Raw genomic sequence first — 20,472 nt, 5'->3', positions numbered from 1 at the left:
GAGCGAATATAGAACTAGTAACTTAAGAAAAAATAGACAAAGGTTGGTGGAGTAGATTGGCAGCAAAATATGTAACAATTTCAAAAGCAGCGTCACTTGTAGGAGAAAAGGTATTCATCTTGAAAAATTGGGAAGAGGAATTTTCTGAGTTTATTGATATTAAAAGAGATGATAAAAATGCAAGACTTTTAACGCCTGAAAATATCGAAATGCTTCGAAAAATTAAATCGTTTAAAGATAGTAATATGGATACACAAACAATTAAGCAGTTACTTTCAAATCAGCAAACAGTGGCAGATGAGGCAAATCCATCTGTAAGTAGTGATGTTGTGGAGGAAATGAAAGAATCATTAACGAAGATTACAAATTTTATCGATTCAAAGGAAGTTCAAGAAATTTTACAGCTTAATGAAAAATTAAATCAATTAGAGAAAAATGTTGTACACTCAGTTAACCACAAGATAACAGAAACGGCAAAGCTACAAACAGAAGTTGCTAGATTTGAATTTTCTGATGTACAAGATATGATTTCAAGCTTAGAAGAAACATCACATCTTGAACGAGAGTTATATAAAGAAGAAATTCAAACTGAACGAGATCTTGCGCAAAAACATACAGATGCACGTGAAGAGCGGTTCCTAGCTTTTGTAAAGGAGCACCAAGTTCGTCAAGAAAGAATTAAGCATGAACAAAGATTTGGATTGGGTTTTATTAAACAAATAATGGGCTTTGCTAAGTGAGTGTGATATTTAAATAATATGAAAAAGCTAGGCGATTACAGCAACGCCTAGCTTTTTTTGTTATTCTCCAGGTGGAGTTTTCTTTGTGATCATGATCTTCTTTAGCTTGTTTTCTTCAACAGATTGTATATCAAAATGTAAATGATGATACTCATATGTTTCGCCTTCAAGAGGGAAGCGTCCCATTTCTTTTAATAAAAAGCCTGTTAAAATATCTTCTTGCTCTGGAATCTTTGTTTTAAAAACTTCATTTAAACGCCTTAACGCTAATTTACCATTACAAATAATATGTGAATCTGTTAATTCGTCAATCAATATTTCTTCATCATCATCAGTTTCATCTTTAATATCTTGACCAATCATAGCCTCAATAATATCCTCATGACTAATGATTCCTTTTGTACCACCATATTCATCTAAAACAATGGCTAAATGTCTTCGCTTTTTTAACATCAATTTGAATACCTTTTCAATCGAATGAAACTCAAAGACAAACAATGGTTCATTATCAATGAAATCCTCAAGATTCTTATGAGGCTCTAACGACCAAGATAGCAAAGATTTAGAGTGAAGCACACCAACAATATGGTCCATATTTTCCTTGAAAACAGGATATCTTGTATGACTACCATCTAATACATACTCACGAGTTTCTTCGAAAGATGATTCACAAGGTATTCCTTGTATTTCTGTTCTAGGAGTTTTTAAAGCATCTCGAACATCAAGATCATAGAAGTCAATCGCACCTTTTATCCTCTGGTTTTCTTCATTTTGAAGAGTTCCCTCTGATGTTGCAATGTTGACCATTGTGATCAATTCTTCTCTTGATATAGATGTTGTATTAGCTTGATTTTTTGATAAAAACCTTATCACGAGTCTGGTGAATCTTGATAAAAGAAAAATTAAAGGCTTAAATACAAACAATAAGACTCTGATAACAGGGAATACGATCAAAGCTATTTTATCGGCAAATGTGGCTGCAATTGATTTTGGTAGTACTTCTGCAAAAATGATTAAAACGATAGTTAGTACCCCAGTTGCGATCCCTACGTTTATTCCATACTCGAGTGCGAGGATCGTTACAAGTGTTGGGAGCATAATATTTGCGATATTATTTCCAATTAATATGCCTGTAATTAATTCATCAGGTTTTGAGACGAATTCAAGCAATTTTTGAGATTTTTTATCATTATTTTCAGCTTTTGTTTTTAACTTCATTTTATTTACTGCGGTTAGCGCTGTTTCACTTCCTGATAAGAAAAAAGACATAAATAGAAAAAACAGTATGGCGACTATCAAGTTAAATATTCCTCCAAAATCTTAGTGAATGTAATTTGTTTCACCCTTCATCATATCATTAAAGATCTTACTAATAAATAAAAAGGAGCTATTACTAATTAAATTTCCCATACTTCATTTTTTTACACAACTTTAATAGAACTTAAAACTGTTAGTATACACTTCTTTGATCTTTGGTTTACCCTTAAGGTGACGTTGATCAGTATATTGATTAAGTTGTAATAGTCGTGAGAGAATAACGTGCTTGGTTGTTGACTATTTAAATTATGTAAAAAAAGAAGCAGCTTTCTGACCATATAAAAGTATGGTGAAAGCAGCTTCTTATATATGTGTTGGTTGTTATTTCTTCTTAACTTTACCTGTCCAGCCTTTAAAGCCACCTTTTAGGCAGTTAATGTCATTATAGCCTTTACGCTTTAACATTTGAGCTGCACGGCCACTACGAACAGTGTTTTGGCAATAAAAATAAACTGGTTGATCTTGACGGATTTCTTTATGACGTTGACGTAATTGAGAAAGTGGAATATTTCTTGCTCCTAAAATATGACCGCCTTCATATTCTTTTGGTTCACGTACATCAATTAATTGTGCTTTACGATAACCCGCACGAAACTCTTCTTCTGTTAAATGCTTCATAATTTTGCGTTGATAAAAGAAGCTGAATGCAGAGTATGCGATAATAGCTGTTGTTAAAATGATTAATAACCATGTTGTTGTCAATTTGCTCGACCCCTTTTATGTTTTGTTTCTAATTGGTAAGCTCACAAGAACTCATATCGACTTATATCATTATATAAGAGCTTGTCTTAATTGTCATTAGGTAAGATCATTATTATTTTCTTCTATAGAAACTTCTGCTAGACTTAATAAATAAAATTATCGATAAAGAGGGTTTGCAGCATGACAAAAGAAGTATGGCGATATATAGATTCTGGAAATTGTTCTCCAGCTTTTAATATGGCATTAGATGAGGCGTTATTAGAGTGGCATAGTGAAGGGAAAATACCTCCAACAATCCGTTTTTATGGCTGGAATCCAGCGACACTTTCAATTGGATATTTTCAAAAGGTAGAAAAGGAAATCGATTTAGATGCTGTTCAAAAATATGGTCTTGGTTTTGTGAGAAGACCAACTGGTGGTCGTGGTGTATTGCATGATCAAGAGCTTACTTATAGTGTTATTGTTTCTGAAGAGCACCCTGAAATGCCAAAAACAGTTACAGAAGCTTATCGGGTTATTTCAGAGGGGATTTTAGAGGGATTTAAAAACCTAGGACTTGATGCATATTTTGCTATTCCTAGAACCGATGAAGAGAAGCAAGGACTGAAATCACCACGTTCAGCTGTTTGCTTTGATGCTCCATCATGGTACGAGCTTGTTGTCGAAGGACGTAAAGTAGCAGGAAGTGCACAAACACGTCAGAAGGGTGTGATCCTTCAACATGGCTCAATTCTACTAGATCTTGATGAAGATATGCTATTTGATTTATTTAAGTACCCTAATGATCGTGTAAAGGAAAGAATGCAACGTGCATTCAAAAGTAAGGCAGTTGCCACAAATACCCTTCGTGAAAAACCGGTAACAATTGAAGAAGCAAAAAAGGCTTTTAAAGAGGGCTTTGAAAAAGGACTACATATAGATCTAGAGCCATATGTGTTAACAAGTGATGAAATAGAGTATGTAAATAATATTGCAAAGAAGAAATATGAAAGTGACGAATGGAATTTTAAAAGGTAAAGACACTTTTTAAATTCAGATACTCTATATCTTCCAGGTAGTAAAGTTCGGAGCAAACAAGTAGTTCAATTTGGAATGTGAAAATTGAACTGCTTTTTTTATTGGGATTTTTATTCGTATATGGATAAAAAGTGAAACTGATTCAATATTAAATCGTAAGTATATATAAGAAACTTAAAAGAAATTTTTATGTCAGTTCAAATGGGAGGTAGGTTAAAATGGAAAACATTATTATTGCTATTTTAAATATAAGCTGCGGTTTATTATTTGTAGGTTTAAGCATTCCTTTATATAAAGAAAGAATAAAGATGAACCATTTATATGGGGTAAGATTTAGTAAATCATTTGAATCTGATGAAAATTGGTACAAAATTAATAAATACGGTGCAAAAAGGATGATGCTTTGGTCAATTCCATTGTTTGTAATAGGTATTATTACAATATTTCTGCCACCATTAAGTGACTTTTTGTTAGTTATTCTGACCTTTTTACCATGTATCATAATAATTCCTGCCATTGAAAGTTATATTTACTCAGAGAAGCTATAGATGATTTCTGATGTTACTAAGTTCTCAAATTCGTTCCTTTAGTTCGCTTCAGCTATTAGCTACAATAATATCACTTATGAAAAAATATGATTAAAAAACATTGGATATTGTTGATGTCAGACTTGTAGAATTTTGACGAAAATTAATTTTTTATCTAAAAATTATAAGGAATGCTGAATTCACAGTGTTTTATGACATAAAACTACATGCAAGTGACAAAATACTTCAAAAACTGCAGTTTAGTCTTCGAAATCTTTCTTTCTCTTATTTTTCCTCACTATTTTAATGAGTTTTCAATTTGACAAATCTGAAATGAATTGACCATAAAACTATATGTAGTATTATGTTTAAAAAAACTAACACTATATATTGAATTGTGGGGTAGGATATGATAAATTAAATCAGGACATTTAATAGAGAGATTGATTAGGAGTTGTTACAATGACAGTTGGAATCGAGCAAAAGATGAGTGTGGATGTAGAAAAGCTTAATAAAGATATCACTGTATTTCCACAGGTTCATCCAATTACAAAAGATATGAAATTAACACATAAAGGTGTATCAAGACTTGTTATGCTTGATCGCTATACGTTTAAAGATACAGAAAAAATTACCTTATCAGAGGGTGATTTTGTCGTCTTGACGATTAAAGAGGACCCGAAGTTCCCTGCACGTGGTCTAGGATTTATTAAAGAAATTGATTGGCAAGCAAAAACAGCAAGTGTATTAATTGACGAGGAATATCGTCATTCCTTGGACAAACCCGAGGAAGTTGAAACAGGGATTGTAAAACGCTCGTTAGACGTCATTGAAAAACCGCTTGAAATCTTTTACGAACAAATTGCAAAACGAAATGCAACGGGATTAGCATCGGTTGAAACAACAGTAGAAAAACGAACAGAATGGTTTGAGAAATTTTATCAAGAGTTAGTAAATCTGAACTTTATACCTGCTGGACGTGTGTTGTATGGTGCTGGAGCAGGAACAGAAGTAACTTATTTTAATTGTTATGTTATGCCATTTGTACAAGATTCACGTGAAGGTATTTCAGAGCACAGAAAGCAAGTTATGGAGATTATGAGCCGTGGTGGTGGTGTTGGAACAAACGGTTCAACTCTACGCCCGCGTAATACACTAGCTAAAGGTGTTAATGGAAAATCATCTGGATCTGTTTCTTGGTTAGATGATATTGCAAAGTTAACACATCTTGTTGAGCAAGGTGGAAGTCGTAGAGGCGCCCAAATGATTATGCTATCAGATTGGCACCCTGACATTATTGAGTTTATTATTTCTAAAATGCAAAACCCAAGAATTTTACGATATCTAATCGAGAATACAAACGACGAAGGTATTAAAAAATATGCACAAGATAAATTGAAATTCACACCATTAACACAGCAGGAAGTAGATATGTATCAAGGAATTGTCAATTACAAGCAAATTGCTGGAACTGGTGGCTTCAGTGAAAAAATTATCAGAGATGCTGAGTTAAAACTTCGAACAGGTGGAACATACAGTGTTCACAATTCAGAGTTTTTAACAGGTGCTAATATTTCTGTCACATTAACAAAAGATTTTATGGATGCAGTTGAGCAAGATGCTGACTATGATTTACGATTCCCAGATGTGGAAAGCTATGATGAGCAAAGCATGAAATCATACAATGAAAATTGGCATAAAGTTGGAGATGTGCGTGAGTGGGAAAAGCAGGGATATAAAGTTCGTACGTATCGTACAATTAAAGCTAAAGAGCTTTGGAATTTGATTAATATTTGTGCAACTTACTCGGCTGAGCCTGGAATTTTCTTTATTGATAATGCAAATGACATGACAAATGCAAAAGCATATGGTCAACAGGTAGTTGCGACAAATCCATGTGGTGAACAACCTCTTGCTCCATATTCTGTTTGTAATCTTGCAGCCGTGAATCTTGCAGAAATGGCAAACAAAGAAACAAAAACAGTAGATTTTGATAAGCTGAAAAGAACTGTTGAAATTGGAGTAAGAATGCAAGACAATGTTATCGATGCAACACCATACTTCTTAGCGGAGAACAAGCATCAAGCATTAGGTGAACGCCGTGTAGGTCTTGGAGTAATGGGATTACATGATCTTTTAATATACTGTGAAACAGAATACGGTTCAGAAAAAGGTAATGATTTAGTTGATAAAGTATTTGAAACTATAGCAACAGCTGCTTATCGTGCTTCAATTGATCTAGCGATAGAAAAGGGTAGCTTCCCATTCTTAGTTGGAGAAGGAGAGACTGAAACAAACCGTCTTCGTGAAGCATTTACACAAACAGGCTTTATGAGTAAAATGCCTGCTGATATATTAGAAGGTGTTAAAGAGTATGGTATTCGTAATTCACATCTATTAACTGTTGCACCTACAGGATCTACAGGAACAATGGTCGGAGTATCAACAGGTCTTGAGCCATACTTCTCATTCTCTTACTTCCGAAGTGGACGTTTAGGGAAATTTATCGAAGTGAAAGCAGATATTGTTCAAGAATATTTAGATCAGCATCCTGAAGCTGATGCAAATAATCTGCCAGCTTGGTTTGTTTCTGCAATGGAGCTAGCTCCATCAGCACATGCTGATGTTCAATGTGTCATTCAACGCTGGATTGACAGCTCAATTAGTAAAACAGTTAATGCACCAAAAGGATATACAGTTGAACAAGTAGAGAAAGTGTACGAGCGTTTATACAAAGGTGGCGCAAAAGGCGGTACAGTTTATGTTGATGGAAGCCGTGACACACAAGTACTAACGTTAAAAGCAGAAGAAAACACGTTTGATGAAAGTGAAAATGAAAATGTAGAAACAAAGGAAAAAGGAAAAGTTGTCCTAGTTGATACAATCAATGCCCTTCGTTCTACAGACGTAACAATCGGAAATGAAGTAGGAAACAAATGTCCAGTTTGTCGTGAAGGCACAGTAGAAGATTTAGGCGGCTGTAACACATGTACAAGCTGTGGTGCTCAGTTAAAATGTGGTCTTTAAAATAGATTAATAAGATCTAACAAAAATTTACTATACTATAAAAGCGTGAATTCACATATGAATTCACGCTTTTACTTTTGTCTTTTAATCAACTTTGAGGTAAATTTCTAAATTTTTTTCTAATTCTACATTACAACTGTTCCCTAGAGAACGATGTTTAATTGAACAAAGAGATACTCTGACAAAAGTAGAGAAATAATAAAAAAATTAGTTTTGTAAATAAAATATATTTTCCTAGTGAAGTAGGTTAATTCGTATACTGCAGATATTTTGTAATTGAAGATTAAAAGAGAGTAGATGCACCAAAAATAGTAACTATGACTTCGTTTAGATTGTTAACTATTGAAGAGTGTCTTGATATACCGTGGGATTGAAAAGCAATAGGTGCAACTAAATTATAACCGAGATGATTTAAGTACAAATTAATTATCTAACACATACATCCTATGTTGAATTGAATTGTAAGATGTACAATACTAAATAAATATCTGTATCGTAACATTTGTAAATTAAGTTAAATCAACTTAGTGAAATGGAGCGCAGGACACTCGACTCCAGCGGGTATAGAGGAAAGGCTGAGACCCCACAGGCGCTTGCGCCGAGGAGGCTTAGCTTCCTCCCCGCGGAAAGCGAGTGTCTGGAGCGCAATGGAACGAACTTATTACGATAATCTTCTTGTGGTTTCCAAAGAGAAAAATCTGTAATCTATATACAACTAACATCTAAAAATGAACACTCTACGCAATATGACAGATCCTTTGCTACTAGTTCTAAAAATAGACTAAATTAGAGCTGGAGAGTTTACCTAACTTAGTATGCACAATAAAAGTTGTACAGAGACAACCACCACCCACCGTATTCCCCTTGTAAAGCCATACAAACTCATGTAAAATTGATATGATTTCGTTTAATCAGATCGGCAATTCTGGAGGGGACCACATGCCAACACCAAGTATGGAAGATTACATTGAACAAATATATTTACTAATAGAAGAAAAAGGATATGCTCGTGTTTCAGATATAGCAGAAGCATTAACTGTGCATCCCTCCTCAGTCACAAAAATGGTTCAAAAATTAGATAAAGACGAATATTTAATTTATGAAAAATACCGTGGACTTGTTTTAACAAGCAAAGGGAAGAAAACGGGAAAACGTCTCGTATATCGTCATGAGCTTCTAGAGCAATTTTTGAAAATAATAGGCGTTGATGAGGATAAAATCTATGATGATGTAGAAGGTATAGAGCATCATTTAAGCTGGAATGCCATTGATCGAATTGGTGATCTTGTTCAATTTTTCGAAGAAGATCAACAAAGGGTTGATGCATTACGTACTATTCAAAAAAATAATGAAGAACAATAAAAAGAGCAACAAGTAGTTCAATTTTAACTACTTGTTGCTCTTTTTTTATTTTCTTATCTTATTCTGAAAAATATAATATGGAATAAAATGTAACAAACGAGTTGTTTGTATTTTTAGAGGCATTAAAATAAGAAGAGTAAATAATAATATTATTCTGATTATTATTTCAATAAAGTGGTTCTTAGATCTATCATATCCAAAATCATATATATCTTTCTATACTGGTTGGAAACTAAAATGAACAAACGCGTTGAAGTAGTTTTGCTTTAACGTGATAAAAAAGAGTTCGGACTTTTATGTCGAAATATTATTTGATTATTTCGACAATTTATAGCAATACTATTAACCTTTATATGGAATAATATCATTATATTTTAATAATTTTAAATTTTTATACGATAATTGGTAGGTGATCTGGTGAAGAATAAACAAATGCTCCAAATAAAAGACTTAAAAGTATCGTTTCAATCTGAAAAAAAGTTAATCCCTGCAGTAGATGGAGTTAGTTTTGACCTGAGAGAGGGAGAGATATTAGGAATTGTTGGAGAATCAGGAAGTGGTAAAAGTGTTACTTCTCTTTCAACAATGGGATTAATTCCAAGTCCACCTGGAAAAATGGAACGAGGAGAGATCTTATTTGATGGAAAAGATTTAACAAAGCTTAACGAAAAAGAAATGAGAAAAATTAGAGGAAATCAAATTTCTATGATTTTTCAAGAACCAATGACATCGCTGAATCCCTTGTTTACGATTGGTAATCAATTAATAGAAGCGTTAAAGCTACATACGAAACTATCAAAAAAAGAATCTAGAGATCGAACGGTTACATTACTTAAATTAGTCGGAATACCGCGGGCAGAAGAAATTATTAATGAATATCCACATCAGCTATCTGGGGGGATGAGACAAAGGGTGATGATTGCTATGGCTATGGCTTGTGATCCACAAGTTTTAATAGCAGACGAGCCTACAACCGCATTAGATGTAACAATTCAAGCACAAATTTTAACACTTATGAAGGATTTAAATGAAAAGATGAATACATCAATTATCTTTATAACACATGATCTAGGAGTTGTTGCTGAGATCTGTGATAGAGTCCTTGTTATGTATTCAGGGCAGATTGTTGAACAAGGTGATGTACATACCATTTTAAAAGATCCAAAGCATCCGTATACAAAAGGTTTGCTTAAATCAGTTCCTGATATTAGAGGTAAGAAAGAAAGATTATATAGTATCCCTGGAAATGTTCCTAGACCAGGAAGTATTGAACAAGGCTGCCGATTTGCAGCCAGATGTGAGGAAGTTTTCGGTCCATGTTATGAAGAAACACCTGATTTATATAACATGGAAAAACAGGGTCACCATGTAAGATGCTTCCTTCATCAAGTGAAAGAGGGGGCTGATGAAAATGTCGGAGTTACTTCTTGAAGTTAACGGGTTGAAGAAATATTTCCCGATAACAGGTGGTATTTTTGGTAAAAAGACGGGGGAAGTAAAGGCTGTAGATGATATTTCTTTTTTTGTGAAAAAAGGAGAGACTCTTGGAATTGTTGGTGAAAGTGGTTGTGGGAAATCAACAACCGGTCGACTTCTTATGCGCTTAATTGAAGCAAGTGATGGAAGGATCTTGTTTGAAGATAAAGAGATTACTAGTATGACAAAATCTGAATTAAGAAAAACTCGTAGAGATATACAAATGGTTTTTCAAGATCCTTATGCGTCATTGAATCCACGACATTCGATCGGCAAAATTCTTGAGGAGCCTCTTATTGTCCATGGCATTGGGACAAAAGAGGAGCGAAAGAAAAGGGTTCAAGAAATGCTCGAAATTGTAGGACTAAGTAGCTACCATGCAAGACGATATCCTCATCAATTTAGTGGTGGTCAGCGTCAACGAATTGGGATAGCTAAGGCATTGATGACGAAGCCTAAGTTAATAATTGCTGATGAGCCTGTATCTGCTTTGGATGTTTCAATTCAAGCTCAGGTTTTAAATTTAATGAAGGATATTCAAAATGAATTTCAACTAACTTATCTATTTATTGCACATGATCTTGGTGTTGTTCGCCATATAAGTGATCGTGTGGGTGTTATGTATTTAGGTAGATTAATAGAATTATCTGATAGTGAGGAGCTTTATAATAACCCACTTCATCCTTATACGAAGGCGTTGCTTTCTGCAGTGCCAATTGCTGATCCTGAGATTAAACGAGAAAGAATAAATATTTCTGGGGAAATACCGAGTCCATCAAATCCACCTTCTGGATGTGCTTTTCATACTAGATGCCCTGAATGTATGGATATGTGTAAAACAACTCGACCAGAATATCGAAGCATTGATGGTCATTATGTAGCATGTCATCTTTACTAAAATTGATATGGTGCAATTATGATAAATTAAATAAAAAATTGGGGGTAATTACAGATGACAAAGAAATCATTCAGGCTGTTACTAGTTTCCTTTTTAGCATTCAGTATGCTATTAGTGGGCTGTAGTAGTAACACAAACAATGAAGCTGAAGGGGAGAAACAACCAGCTAAAGAAGAAGCTAAAAAAGATACACTTGTATTTGGACGTGGTGGTGATTCAACATCTTTAGATCCGATCACGACAACTGAAGGTGAAACCTTCAAGGTAACTGAAAATATTTTTGAAACACTTGTAGAGTATGGTGAACAAGATACAACATTACATCCTGGACTTGCTGAAACATGGGAAGTATCAGACGATGCGCTAACTTACACATTAAAGCTGCGTCAAGGAGTTAAATTCCATGATGGAACAGACTTTAATGCTGAAGCAGTTGTCTTTAATTTTGAACGTTGGATGAATGGAAATGCAGATGATTTTCCATATTATACGATGTTTGGTGGCTTTAAAGGTGAAGAAGGACATGTCATTGAGTCTATTACAGCTGAAGATGAGTTCACAGTTAAATTCGTCCTTAATAGACCACAAGCTCCATTTTTAAAGAATTTAGCTATGTCACCATTTGGAATGGCAAGTCCAGCAGCTGTTGAGGAGCATGGAGATAAATTTAGAGAAAATCCAGTAGGAACAGGTCCATTTAAATTTGTAGAATGGAAGCAAAATGATCGAATTGTTCTTGAAAAGAACGGAGATTATTGGCAAGAAGGATTACCGAAATTAAGTCAAGTTATCTTCCGTGTAATCCCTGAAAACTCTGCTCGATTAAATGCATTAACAAATGGAGAAATTGATTTGATGGATGGAGTAAATAACTCTGATGAAGCCACTGTTACAAGTAATGATCAGCTTCAATTAATTGAGCGTCCATCAATGAATGTTGGATACTTAGGCTTTACAACAAATCGTCCACCATTTGACAATAAGCTTGTACGTCAAGCTCTGAACCATGCTGTGGATAAAAAAGCAATCATCGATGCTTTCTATGGTGGTAAAGCAGAAGCTGCTAAAAATGCAATGCCGCCATCTGTTGAAGGCTATAATGATGATATTGAAGATTATCCATATGATTTAGAGAAAGCAAAAGAATTACTTGCAGAAGCAGGATACGAAGATGGGTTTGAAATGGATTTATGGGCAATGCCAGTAGCACGACCATATATGCCAGAAGGTATGAAAGTAGCTGAGGTTATTCAAGCATCATTCAGTGAAATTGGTGTTAAGGCGGAAATCCAGTCAGTTGATTGGGCTACTTATTTAGATAAAGCATCTAAGGGTGAGTTTGATGCATTTATGTTAGGTTGGACTGGTGACAATGGTGATCCAGATAACTTCTTATATACTTTATTAGATAAAGATAGTATTGGTAGTAACAATTATTCTTACTATAGTAGTGACGAGTTACATGATATCTTAATTCAAGCTCAAACAGAAACTGATCAAGCTAAACGAAATGAATTATACAAGCAAGCTCAAGAAATTATTCATGATGATGCACCATGGGTACCATTAGTTCACTCAACACCGTTATTAGCAGGAGCAAGTGATCTGATTAATTATTTACCACATCCAACTGGCTCTGAAGCTTTAACAAATGTTGAATTCAAATAATTCTTTAGAGAGGGGAGTTTTGACTCCCCTTTTGTTAACGAAACATTCATTGTAAAAGTTTTATAAAAATCTCTGTTAAGTTTTAATGTTGATTTGAATTCCTTTTTAGTGATTGCTAACTAATTGTTTCAAGCACACATAATGTAGTGATCTTAAATGTTAGCATGTTTAATAAAAGTTCAAGATTCTGATTAACAATTATCATATAACAGTGCCTAAAAAAGAGGTGAGCAATATGTTTTCATATACGATCCGTCGTGTTTTTTCACTTATACCTGTTCTATTTGGCATGACTTTAGTTGTTTTTGCTATTATACGTGCAATTCCTGGAGATCCAGCACAGGTTATTCTTGGACAAAAGGCTACGAAAGAGGCCATTGCTACATTAACAAGGGAGTTAGGTTTAGATAAACCTTGGTATATCCAATACGGTGATTATATTAAAGCGTTATTTGCAGGAGATCTAGGAACTTCATTAAGAACTAGAGGTCCAATTAATGAGGAAATATGGCCTTATCTAGCTGCAACCATCGAATTAACTGTTGTAGCTATGATTATTGCTGTCTTTATTGGTGTAAATGCTGGAATTATAAGTGCATGGTTTTCTAATTCTTGGTTTGATTATCTGGCAATGATTCTTGCATTAGTTGGAGTATCGATGCCGATTTTTTGGTTAGGATTAATGGAGCAATGGGCGTTTTCGATAGAATTAGGTTGGTTACCTTCGACAGGTAGAGAGGATGTACGAGATCCAGTATCAGCCATCACAAATATATATATAATTGATACGTTGCTTCAAGGAAGATTTGATCAGTTTTGGGTTGTCATAAAACATATCATTTTACCAAGCATAGCTTTGGCGACAATTCCAATGGCTATTATAGCAAGAATGACTCGATCAACAATGTTAGAAGTAATGAAGTCTGATTACATTCGTACGGCTAGAGCAAAAGGTCTCAAAATGTTTTGGGTTGTATATAAGCATTCTTTAAAAAATGCCATTATACCTGTATTAACTGTAATTGGCTTGCAGACAGGGCTGTTATTAGGTGGAGCGATATTAACAGAAACAATCTTTGGATGGCCTGGTGTTGGAAGATATTTATATGATGCTATTGGATATCGTGATTATCCTGTTATTCAATCAGGTATTTTAATTATTGCAGCCATATTTGTAATGATCAATTTAATTGTCGACCTTTTGTATGCTGTTGTAGATCCAAGAATCAAATATCACCAATAACGTAGATAAGGGGGGATTGAAATGGCTGAGTTAGCAAAAAACACTCAAAGTGTGCCTCCGCAAATTGAGGAAAGTGTTACACCACCATGGAAAGAGGCATGGCAGGCGTTTTGTAAAAATAAATTAGCTGTTGTTGGCTTAGGAATTGTTATATTTTTTATCATCCTTGCCATTATAGCACCTTTAATTGCTCCATATGGTTTTAAGGACCAAGAATTATCCAAACGTTTATTAGCTCCTTCAAGTGAGCATTGGCTAGGAACAGATGATTTCGGACGAGATATCTTATCAAGAATTTTATATGGTGCAAGAATATCTCTATGGGTAGGATTTTTCTCTGTGCTAGGCTCTGCAATTTTTGGAACAATACTAGGCATCATCGCAGGATATTATGGCAAATGGGTGGATGCGATCATTTCTCGAATATTTGATATTATGTTAGCGTTTCCTAGTATTTTGCTTGCAATAGCAGTTGTAGCAATACTTGGTCCATCCTTGCAAAATGCTTTGATTGCAATTGCTATTATTAATATTCCAAATTTTGGACGTCTTGTTCGTTCGAAGGTTTTAAGTGTTAAGCAGGAGGAATACATATTATCTGCTAGAGCTGTAGGGATGAGAGATGCTAGAATATTATTTAGACATATCTTGCCTAACAGCATGACACCGATTATTGTTCAAGCAACATTAGCGATTGCTACTGCCATTATTGAAGCGGCAGCACTTGGATTTTTAGGTTTAGGGGCACAAGCGCCAACTCCAGAATGGGGAAAAATGCTATCAGATTCAAAACAATATCTCGTTCAAGCTCCATGGACCCTATTCTTTCCTGGCCTTGCGATTATGTTAACTGTGCTAGGATTTAATTTAATGGGAGATGGTCTAAGAGATGTTTTAGACCCTAAAATGAAGCAGTAATATTGAATGTGATAAAAATCATGAAGGCACTAGGACATAAGTATTTAAGCTAAAGATAAACCCGAAATATTAGGTGATATTTCAATTAATCATTCACCTAATATTTCGGGTTTTTATTTGCTGTCTTCGATAGATTTTTTAATTGTGCATACAATTTTAAGAACTAGTGGAATGGAGCGGAAGACACTCGACTCCTACGGGACTAGAGGAAAGGCTGAGACCCCACAAGCGTAGCTGAGGAGGCACAGCTTCCTCCCAGTGGAAAGCGAGTGTCTGCAGCGAAATGGAACGAACTTGTTTCTTACAGCGTAACTGAAGTTAGGTTTATTCGTCTTTTTGTATGATTTCTTTAATTATGTCACAGCCTCTTTTTAAAATCACATTTGGTTTAAATCCTGCAATGACAGTTACATTGTGTGCCGTTTTGAATAGCCTTAAGCATCCTATAATAGCTCCTTAATGGTCTATTTTCTAACTAGAGTACTTACACTATATAAGAGGGGGGAGAGATGGATGTATATTGATGGTGTTTTCTCAGGCGGTGGAATTAAAGGCTTTGCGCTTATTGGTGCTTATAAGGAAATAGAAAAACGCGGCTTTACATTTAAACGTCTTGCTGGAACAAGTGCTGGTTCAATCGTCGCCTCGTTTATTATTGCAGGATATACAAGTGATGAAATACTCGAGTTAGTGGATGAAATTGATTTAAAAACATTTTTAGATAAGCGTAAATCCTTATTGTCGCTCCCTTTTACTGAATGGATTTCTCTTTATTGGAATTTAGGGTTATATCGAGGAGTTAAACTTGAGGAGTGGCTTATATCAAAGCTTAAGGACAAAGGAATTTCTACTTTTGCAGATATTCCTCCGGGAAGCTTAAGAGTCGTTGCTTCAGATTTGACCAATGGACGGTTAATTGTTTTACCAGATGATCTTGTGGATTATGGTATAAATCCAGCTTCGTTTTCGGTTGCGAGAGCGATTCGAATGAGCTGTAGTTTACCTTATTTTTTTGAGCCGGTAAAGCTGACTACTTCATCTGGTGTTAATATAGTATGTGATGGTGGTGTGCTTAGTAATTTTCCTATTTGGCTATTTTACCAATCTGAAAAGTCTTATAAAAGAACACGGCCTGTGCTTGGTATTAAGCTTAGCTCAAGTGAAAAAGATCGAACAAAAAAGAAAATATCAAATGCTATTGATATGTATGGAGCTTTATTTGAAACGATGAAAGAAGCGCATGATGGAAGACATATATCTAGTCGTCATGAAAAGGATATTGTGTTTATTCCAGTCGATGACATTGTAACTACTGAATTTGAATTGAACGAACAAAAAAAACTAGCTCTAATTGAGCTAGGGAGGAGTCGAACAAACAAATTTCTAAATACGTGGACGTATTAGAAAAATGCTCGATTTTTCTTTTTGCCTTTTTTTCCTTCGATTACGGTTAAATGTGATGGCTGTTTCTTCTTCTTAATTGTTGAGGTTTTTGATGATCTTTTTACTTGTGAAATATTTTTAATATTTGAACCACGGGTATTACGATCATCATAGCGTTTTTTTGATTGTTTAACTGCTTTCGCATAGGAAGTATTTTCTTTTCCCATTCGCTTTTTCATAAAAAGGCGATAAATTAGATAAATAGCACCAGCTAAAACTGCATAAATAGCGATTTGTTTCAATAGCCATAATGGATCTGATACTAATGTTGTAATTACACCTATTATACCTAATGAAATGATAACCAAGACAAATCCATTCATACGTCGATTCATAAAACCACCTCCAATAAGGATACCAGTCAACAAATGTTGAAGTTAAACAATTTGTTCAGAAGATGCTGTTTCTGTCTCTTTTTCCATACGTAAAAGTTCATTAAAGCTAGCGATTGCTACCTCAACTTGGTCATTCGTTGGTTCTTTTGTTGTTAATAATTGTAACCATAATCCAGGATAGCCTAAAAATCGTAATACAGGAAGATCACGAACCTTGTTCGTAAGCTGTAAAACTTCAAAGGAAATTCCGAGTACTACAGGGATTAAAGCTAAACGATTAACAACCCTTGACCATAATGGTTCAGTTGGGACTAATGTATAAACAAATACACCAACAATAACAGTAAATAGGATAAAGCTACTGCCACATCTGTAATGTAAACGAGAGCTACTCTGTACGTTTTCGACAGTTAGAGATAAGTTACTTTCATAAGCATTTATTACTTTATGTTCTGCACCATGATATTGAAAAACACGTCTAATTAATGGTGTAAAGGAGATAGCATATATATATGCTAGTAATAATAATAGTTTGAAAGCGCCTTCGACTGCGATTTGCCCAAAATCTGACGGTACTAGAGGTCGTAAAAATTCTGCTAGAAAAACAGGTAGTAGTGTGAAAATGACTTTTCCAAAGAAAAATGATAAAACCCCAACAGCTGCAATGCCTAACCACATTGATAGCTTTGAATCATTTTTCTTTTTTTCTTCTATTATTTGCTCATCTTCTTCTGGATTGACTTCAAATCTTTCAGTTGAGAAATTTAAATGCTTCGATCCATTAGCACTAGCTTCAATGATTGCAACAATTCCACGTAAGAAAGGAATCTTCTTTAATTTTGATAATGCATTTTGCTTTTTTCTAGGTACATGAAAATAATCAATGGATTCATCATTTCTGCGAATTGCTGTTACATAATGATGTTTGCCACCAAACATAACTCCTTCAATAACAGCTTGCCCACCATATGCGGGCTTATTTTGATTTGACATCTGACACCAACCTACCTATCTATTCTAATTCTCATTTTAAATAACTAACGTTAAAAATAATTTTAACCATTATCTCTATAATACAGAATTTAGACAGAAACCTCTAGAGAGATGTTTAAAGTTGATAATATTAAGTTAATTTAAGTAAGATTAGGTGCTTATATAGATATTTCAAATGGTTGGTAAACATTCCTTTATTTACATTATGCCCACGCTTTTAATAACTAGACATTTAAATTTAGATGCTATAAAAAAGTTCATTCGTAACATGCTCAATTAGAAAAATGGACATAGTAATTAATGGAGGTGTTACAAGATGACGGATAAAAAAGATCAAACTGAAGAACCAAAAACGAAAGATAACCCTAAACTTGAGCAAAACAAACAGGAGCAGCCCGCCTCAGCTATGGGTAAAGTCATCTCTATTGGCTTTATCGGAGGCGTGTTTTGGAGCACGTTAGCATATTTGGCTTATTTTTTGAATTTTACTGAAGTTAGCCCAAATCTTATTCTTCAACCTTTTGCATTGGGAGATTGGAAGGAAGGTACACTAGGAAACATCATTAGCATTGTTTTAATTGGAGTCGTGTCAATTGGAGTTGCTTTAGTTTATTATGCAATTTTGAAAAGGTTTCAATCTATGTGGGTGGGAATTGCGTTTGGAGCAGCTCTATGGGCACTTGTCTTCTTCATATTAAACCCTATATTTCCTAATTTAGATACTGTTTTTGAATTACCTCGAGGTACAGTTGTAACGACTGTCTGTTTCTATATTTTATATGGTGTTTTCGTCGGTTATTCCATTTCTTTTGATTATAATGAATTTCAAACAAGTACTGAAAGCTAAAGGGAAAACGTAGTATGACAGTGACGGATTATGATAGAATGTTCATGTGATGAACATTCTATTTTTTTATGGAAAGGCTCTGTTAAACTTTGTTGTTGATTTCCGTTACAGGCATTCGCTTTCCCGGGAAAAAAAGCAGTTCGTTTTTTCCTAGGTCCGGGAGCCTCCTCGTAAGCTGCGCGCCTGTGGGGTCACCCTTTGACACGCTTCTCTAAGCAGGAGTCTCATATATTCACCCCCAATCAACAAAGTGCTAAAAATCAACATTAAGCTTTAACATAGCTTATGGAAAAGAAATTGCTCTAAATTGGTTATTAACATATTGGTTTTAGAAATGAGGTGTGAAGTTGATGAGAATTATCGTAATAAATGGGCCAAACCTTAACCGATTAGGTGTGAGGGAACCAGGTGTGTATGGCTCAAAAACACTAACAGATCTAGAACAGCAGTTATTGGTTTTTGGAGATGTAGAAGGTATAGATGTTTCGTGTTTTCAGTCTAATCATGAAGGAGACTTGATTGATGCGATTCACGAAGCTAATGATCAGTATGAAGGAATTATCATTAATCCAGGAGCATTTACTCATTATAGTTATGCGATTCGTGATGCTATAGCAAGTGTACACATCCCAACAATAGAAGTACATATATCAAATGTTCATGCAAGAGAGGATTTCCGCCACACATCAGTAACAGCTCCAGTTACTATAGGCCAAATTGTTGGATTAGGCTTTAAGGGCTATGAGCTGGCAATGTTAGCTTTAAAAGAACAACGAGGAGGAAAATAAGATGAAGCTCGAAAAACTACGAAATCGCTTTAAAGAATTATCGGTTGATGGATTATTAATTACAAGCAATTATAATAGAAGATATATGACAGGTTTTACAGGAACTGCAGGAATTGCTGTTATATCAGAAGACCGTGCTGTATTTATTACAGATTTTCGCTATACTGAACAAGCTGCAAAAGAAATTGACGGATTTGAAATTGTTGAGCATAAAGGGTCAATTATTGATGAAGCTGCTGTAATAGTTGAAAAGATGGGTATCAAAAAGCTAGGATTTGAGCAAGATCACCTTACATATCAGTCATATTCTTTATACTATAACGCATTGAAAAATCTTGAGTTTATTCCTGTATCAGGTGCTGTGGAAAAGTTACGCTTGATTAAGTCACCTGCAGAGATTAAGATATTAAAGGAAGCAACCGAAATAGCAGATGCTGCTTTTAAGCATATCTTAACCTTCGTTAAAGCTGGTATAAAAGAAATCGATGTAGCTAACGAACTTGAATTTTTCATGAGAAAAAATGGTGCAGTTTCTTCGTCATTTGACATTATTGTAGCATCAGGTTATCGCTCTGCTTTACCACATGGAGTTGCAAGTGATAAGGAAATAGAAAAAGGTGATTTTGTTACATTGGATTTTGGTGCATACTATAAAGGTTATTGCTCTGATATTACTCGTACATTTGCTGTGGGAGATCCATCTGATGAACTAAAGAAAATATATGCAACAGTGCTAGAAGCACAATTACGAGGAATGAATGGGATCAAACCAGGCATAACTGGAAAAGAAGCTGATGCATTAACACGTGATTATATAAAAGAACAAGGATATGGAGAATACTTCGGTCATTCCACAGGTCATGGACTAGGTATGGAAGTACATGAAGGTCCAGCTCTTTCTTTTAAATCAGACACTATTCTCGAAACAGGAATGGTTGTTACAGTAGAGCCTGGGATATATGTAGCAGGCCTTGGTGGGGTAAGAATTGAAGATGATACTGTCATTACAGAAACAGGTAATGAGTCATTATCACATTCACCAAAGGATCTAATAATTTTGTAATATGGAAGACATGTTCTTTACATATAGAATATGTTTAAGCTCTAAGGTTGACAAGAGCAGGCATATAAAAAAGAAATTAAGGTTTTAAGAACTAATTCTTAATCTCTT

At 34.7% G+C, this 20,472-nt stretch carries 18 protein-coding genes; 14 read left to right on the top strand and 4 right to left on the bottom strand.

Annotation, left to right across the window (positions count from 1 at the left end):
• Nucleotides 1-56 precede the first annotated feature (56 nt).
• Nucleotides 57-740 (top strand): helix-turn-helix domain-containing protein, encoded by a 684-nt coding sequence (locus JOC75_RS12770; protein ID WP_204954432.1) that lies wholly within the window; start codon nucleotides 57-59, stop codon nucleotides 738-740.
• Between the two features lie 60 nt (nucleotides 741-800).
• Here the strand turns inward: JOC75_RS12770 and JOC75_RS12765 are convergent, their stop codons facing one another.
• On the bottom strand, nucleotides 801-2,039 hold the full coding sequence (locus JOC75_RS12765; protein WP_204954431.1) for a hemolysin family protein: 1,239 nt from the start codon (nucleotides 2,037-2,039) through the stop codon (nucleotides 801-803).
• 339 nt (nucleotides 2,040-2,378) lie between these two features.
• Entirely contained in the window at nucleotides 2,379-2,759 is a 381-nt protein-coding gene (locus tag JOC75_RS12760; protein WP_239589448.1) for a rhodanese-like domain-containing protein, read from the bottom strand.
• Nucleotides 2,760-2,939: 180 nt separating this feature from the next.
• Between JOC75_RS12760 and JOC75_RS12755 the strand changes: the two genes are divergently transcribed.
• The 10 genes from JOC75_RS12755 (at nucleotide 2,940) to JOC75_RS12710 (ending at nucleotide 16,299) form a co-directional block, all read left to right on the top strand.
• Nucleotides 2,940-3,776 (top strand): lipoate--protein ligase family protein, encoded by an 837-nt coding sequence (locus JOC75_RS12755; RefSeq protein WP_204954430.1) that lies wholly within the window; start codon nucleotides 2,940-2,942, stop codon nucleotides 3,774-3,776.
• A gap of 218 nt (nucleotides 3,777-3,994) precedes the next feature.
• The gene (locus tag JOC75_RS12750) at nucleotides 3,995-4,324 is read left to right on the top strand and encodes an SdpI family protein (protein ID WP_204954429.1); all 330 of its coding nucleotides are present in this window, start codon (nucleotides 3,995-3,997) and stop codon (nucleotides 4,322-4,324) included.
• A 441-nt stretch (nucleotides 4,325-4,765) separates the two neighbouring features.
• A complete protein-coding gene (locus tag JOC75_RS12745; protein ID WP_204954428.1) occupies nucleotides 4,766-7,330 on the top strand; it encodes a vitamin B12-dependent ribonucleotide reductase in 2,565 nt (854 codons plus the stop codon).
• Between the two features lie 939 nt (nucleotides 7,331-8,269).
• On the top strand, nucleotides 8,270-8,692 hold the full coding sequence (gene mntR, locus JOC75_RS12740) for a transcriptional regulator MntR (RefSeq protein ID WP_146946372.1): 423 nt from the start codon (nucleotides 8,270-8,272) through the stop codon (nucleotides 8,690-8,692).
• Between the two features lie 432 nt (nucleotides 8,693-9,124).
• Nucleotides 9,125-10,123, top strand: coding sequence for an ABC transporter ATP-binding protein (locus JOC75_RS12735; protein WP_275580318.1), 999 nt, complete (start codon nucleotides 9,125-9,127; stop codon nucleotides 10,121-10,123).
• Nucleotides 10,104-11,066 (top strand): ABC transporter ATP-binding protein, encoded by a 963-nt coding sequence (locus tag JOC75_RS12730; RefSeq protein WP_204954427.1) that lies wholly within the window; start codon nucleotides 10,104-10,106, stop codon nucleotides 11,064-11,066. Before JOC75_RS12735 ends, JOC75_RS12730 begins: the two co-directional genes overlap by 20 nt.
• Nucleotides 11,067-11,120: 54 nt before the next feature.
• A complete protein-coding gene (locus JOC75_RS12725; RefSeq protein ID WP_204954426.1) occupies nucleotides 11,121-12,734 on the top strand; it encodes an ABC transporter substrate-binding protein in 1,614 nt (537 codons plus the stop codon).
• Between the two features lie 235 nt (nucleotides 12,735-12,969).
• Nucleotides 12,970-13,977, top strand: a complete 1,008-nt coding sequence (locus JOC75_RS12720; RefSeq protein WP_204954425.1) for an ABC transporter permease — start codon at nucleotides 12,970-12,972, stop codon at nucleotides 13,975-13,977.
• Between the two features lie 21 nt (nucleotides 13,978-13,998).
• Nucleotides 13,999-14,895, top strand: coding sequence for a nickel transporter permease (gene nikC / locus JOC75_RS12715; protein WP_204954424.1), 897 nt, complete (start codon nucleotides 13,999-14,001; stop codon nucleotides 14,893-14,895).
• 513 nt (nucleotides 14,896-15,408) lie between these two features.
• Nucleotides 15,409-16,299: a patatin-like phospholipase family protein gene (locus JOC75_RS12710; protein WP_204954423.1), complete on the top strand. Its 891-nt coding sequence runs from the start codon at nucleotides 15,409-15,411 to the stop codon at nucleotides 16,297-16,299.
• Here JOC75_RS12710 and JOC75_RS12705 read toward each other — a convergent pair.
• On the bottom strand, nucleotides 16,296-16,673 hold the full coding sequence (locus JOC75_RS12705; protein WP_204954422.1) for an SA1362 family protein: 378 nt from the start codon (nucleotides 16,671-16,673) through the stop codon (nucleotides 16,296-16,298). The two genes, JOC75_RS12710 and JOC75_RS12705, sit on opposite strands and share 4 nt — an antisense overlap.
• 42 nt (nucleotides 16,674-16,715) lie before the next feature.
• Nucleotides 16,716-17,666 carry a DUF1385 domain-containing protein gene (locus tag JOC75_RS12700; protein WP_204954421.1) on the bottom strand — a complete coding sequence of 317 codons (951 nt, stop codon included), beginning with the start codon at nucleotides 17,664-17,666 and terminating at the stop codon, nucleotides 16,716-16,718.
• 316 nt (nucleotides 17,667-17,982) lie between these two features.
• Between JOC75_RS12700 and JOC75_RS12695 the strand changes: the two genes are divergently transcribed.
• The 3 genes from JOC75_RS12695 (at nucleotide 17,983) to JOC75_RS12685 (ending at nucleotide 20,364) form a co-directional block, all read left to right on the top strand.
• Entirely contained in the window at nucleotides 17,983-18,513 is a 531-nt protein-coding gene (locus JOC75_RS12695) for a YqhR family membrane protein (protein ID WP_204954420.1), read from the top strand.
• 347 nt (nucleotides 18,514-18,860) lie between these two features.
• Complete coding sequence (gene aroQ, locus JOC75_RS12690) at nucleotides 18,861-19,301, top strand: type II 3-dehydroquinate dehydratase (protein WP_204954419.1); 441 nt, start codon at nucleotides 18,861-18,863, stop codon at nucleotides 19,299-19,301.
• Between the two features lies 1 nt (nucleotide 19,302).
• Nucleotides 19,303-20,364, top strand: coding sequence for a M24 family metallopeptidase (locus JOC75_RS12685; protein ID WP_204954418.1), 1,062 nt, complete (start codon nucleotides 19,303-19,305; stop codon nucleotides 20,362-20,364).
• The last annotated feature ends 108 nt before the right edge of the window (nucleotides 20,365-20,472 follow it).

The organism is Metabacillus crassostreae (assembly GCF_016908395.1).
GTDB classification, from domain to species: Bacteria; Bacillota; Bacilli; order Bacillales; family Bacillaceae; genus Metabacillus; species Metabacillus crassostreae.
The sequence above is the reverse complement of the archived record's forward strand: the minus strand, read 5'-3'. Positions and strand labels throughout refer to the sequence as shown.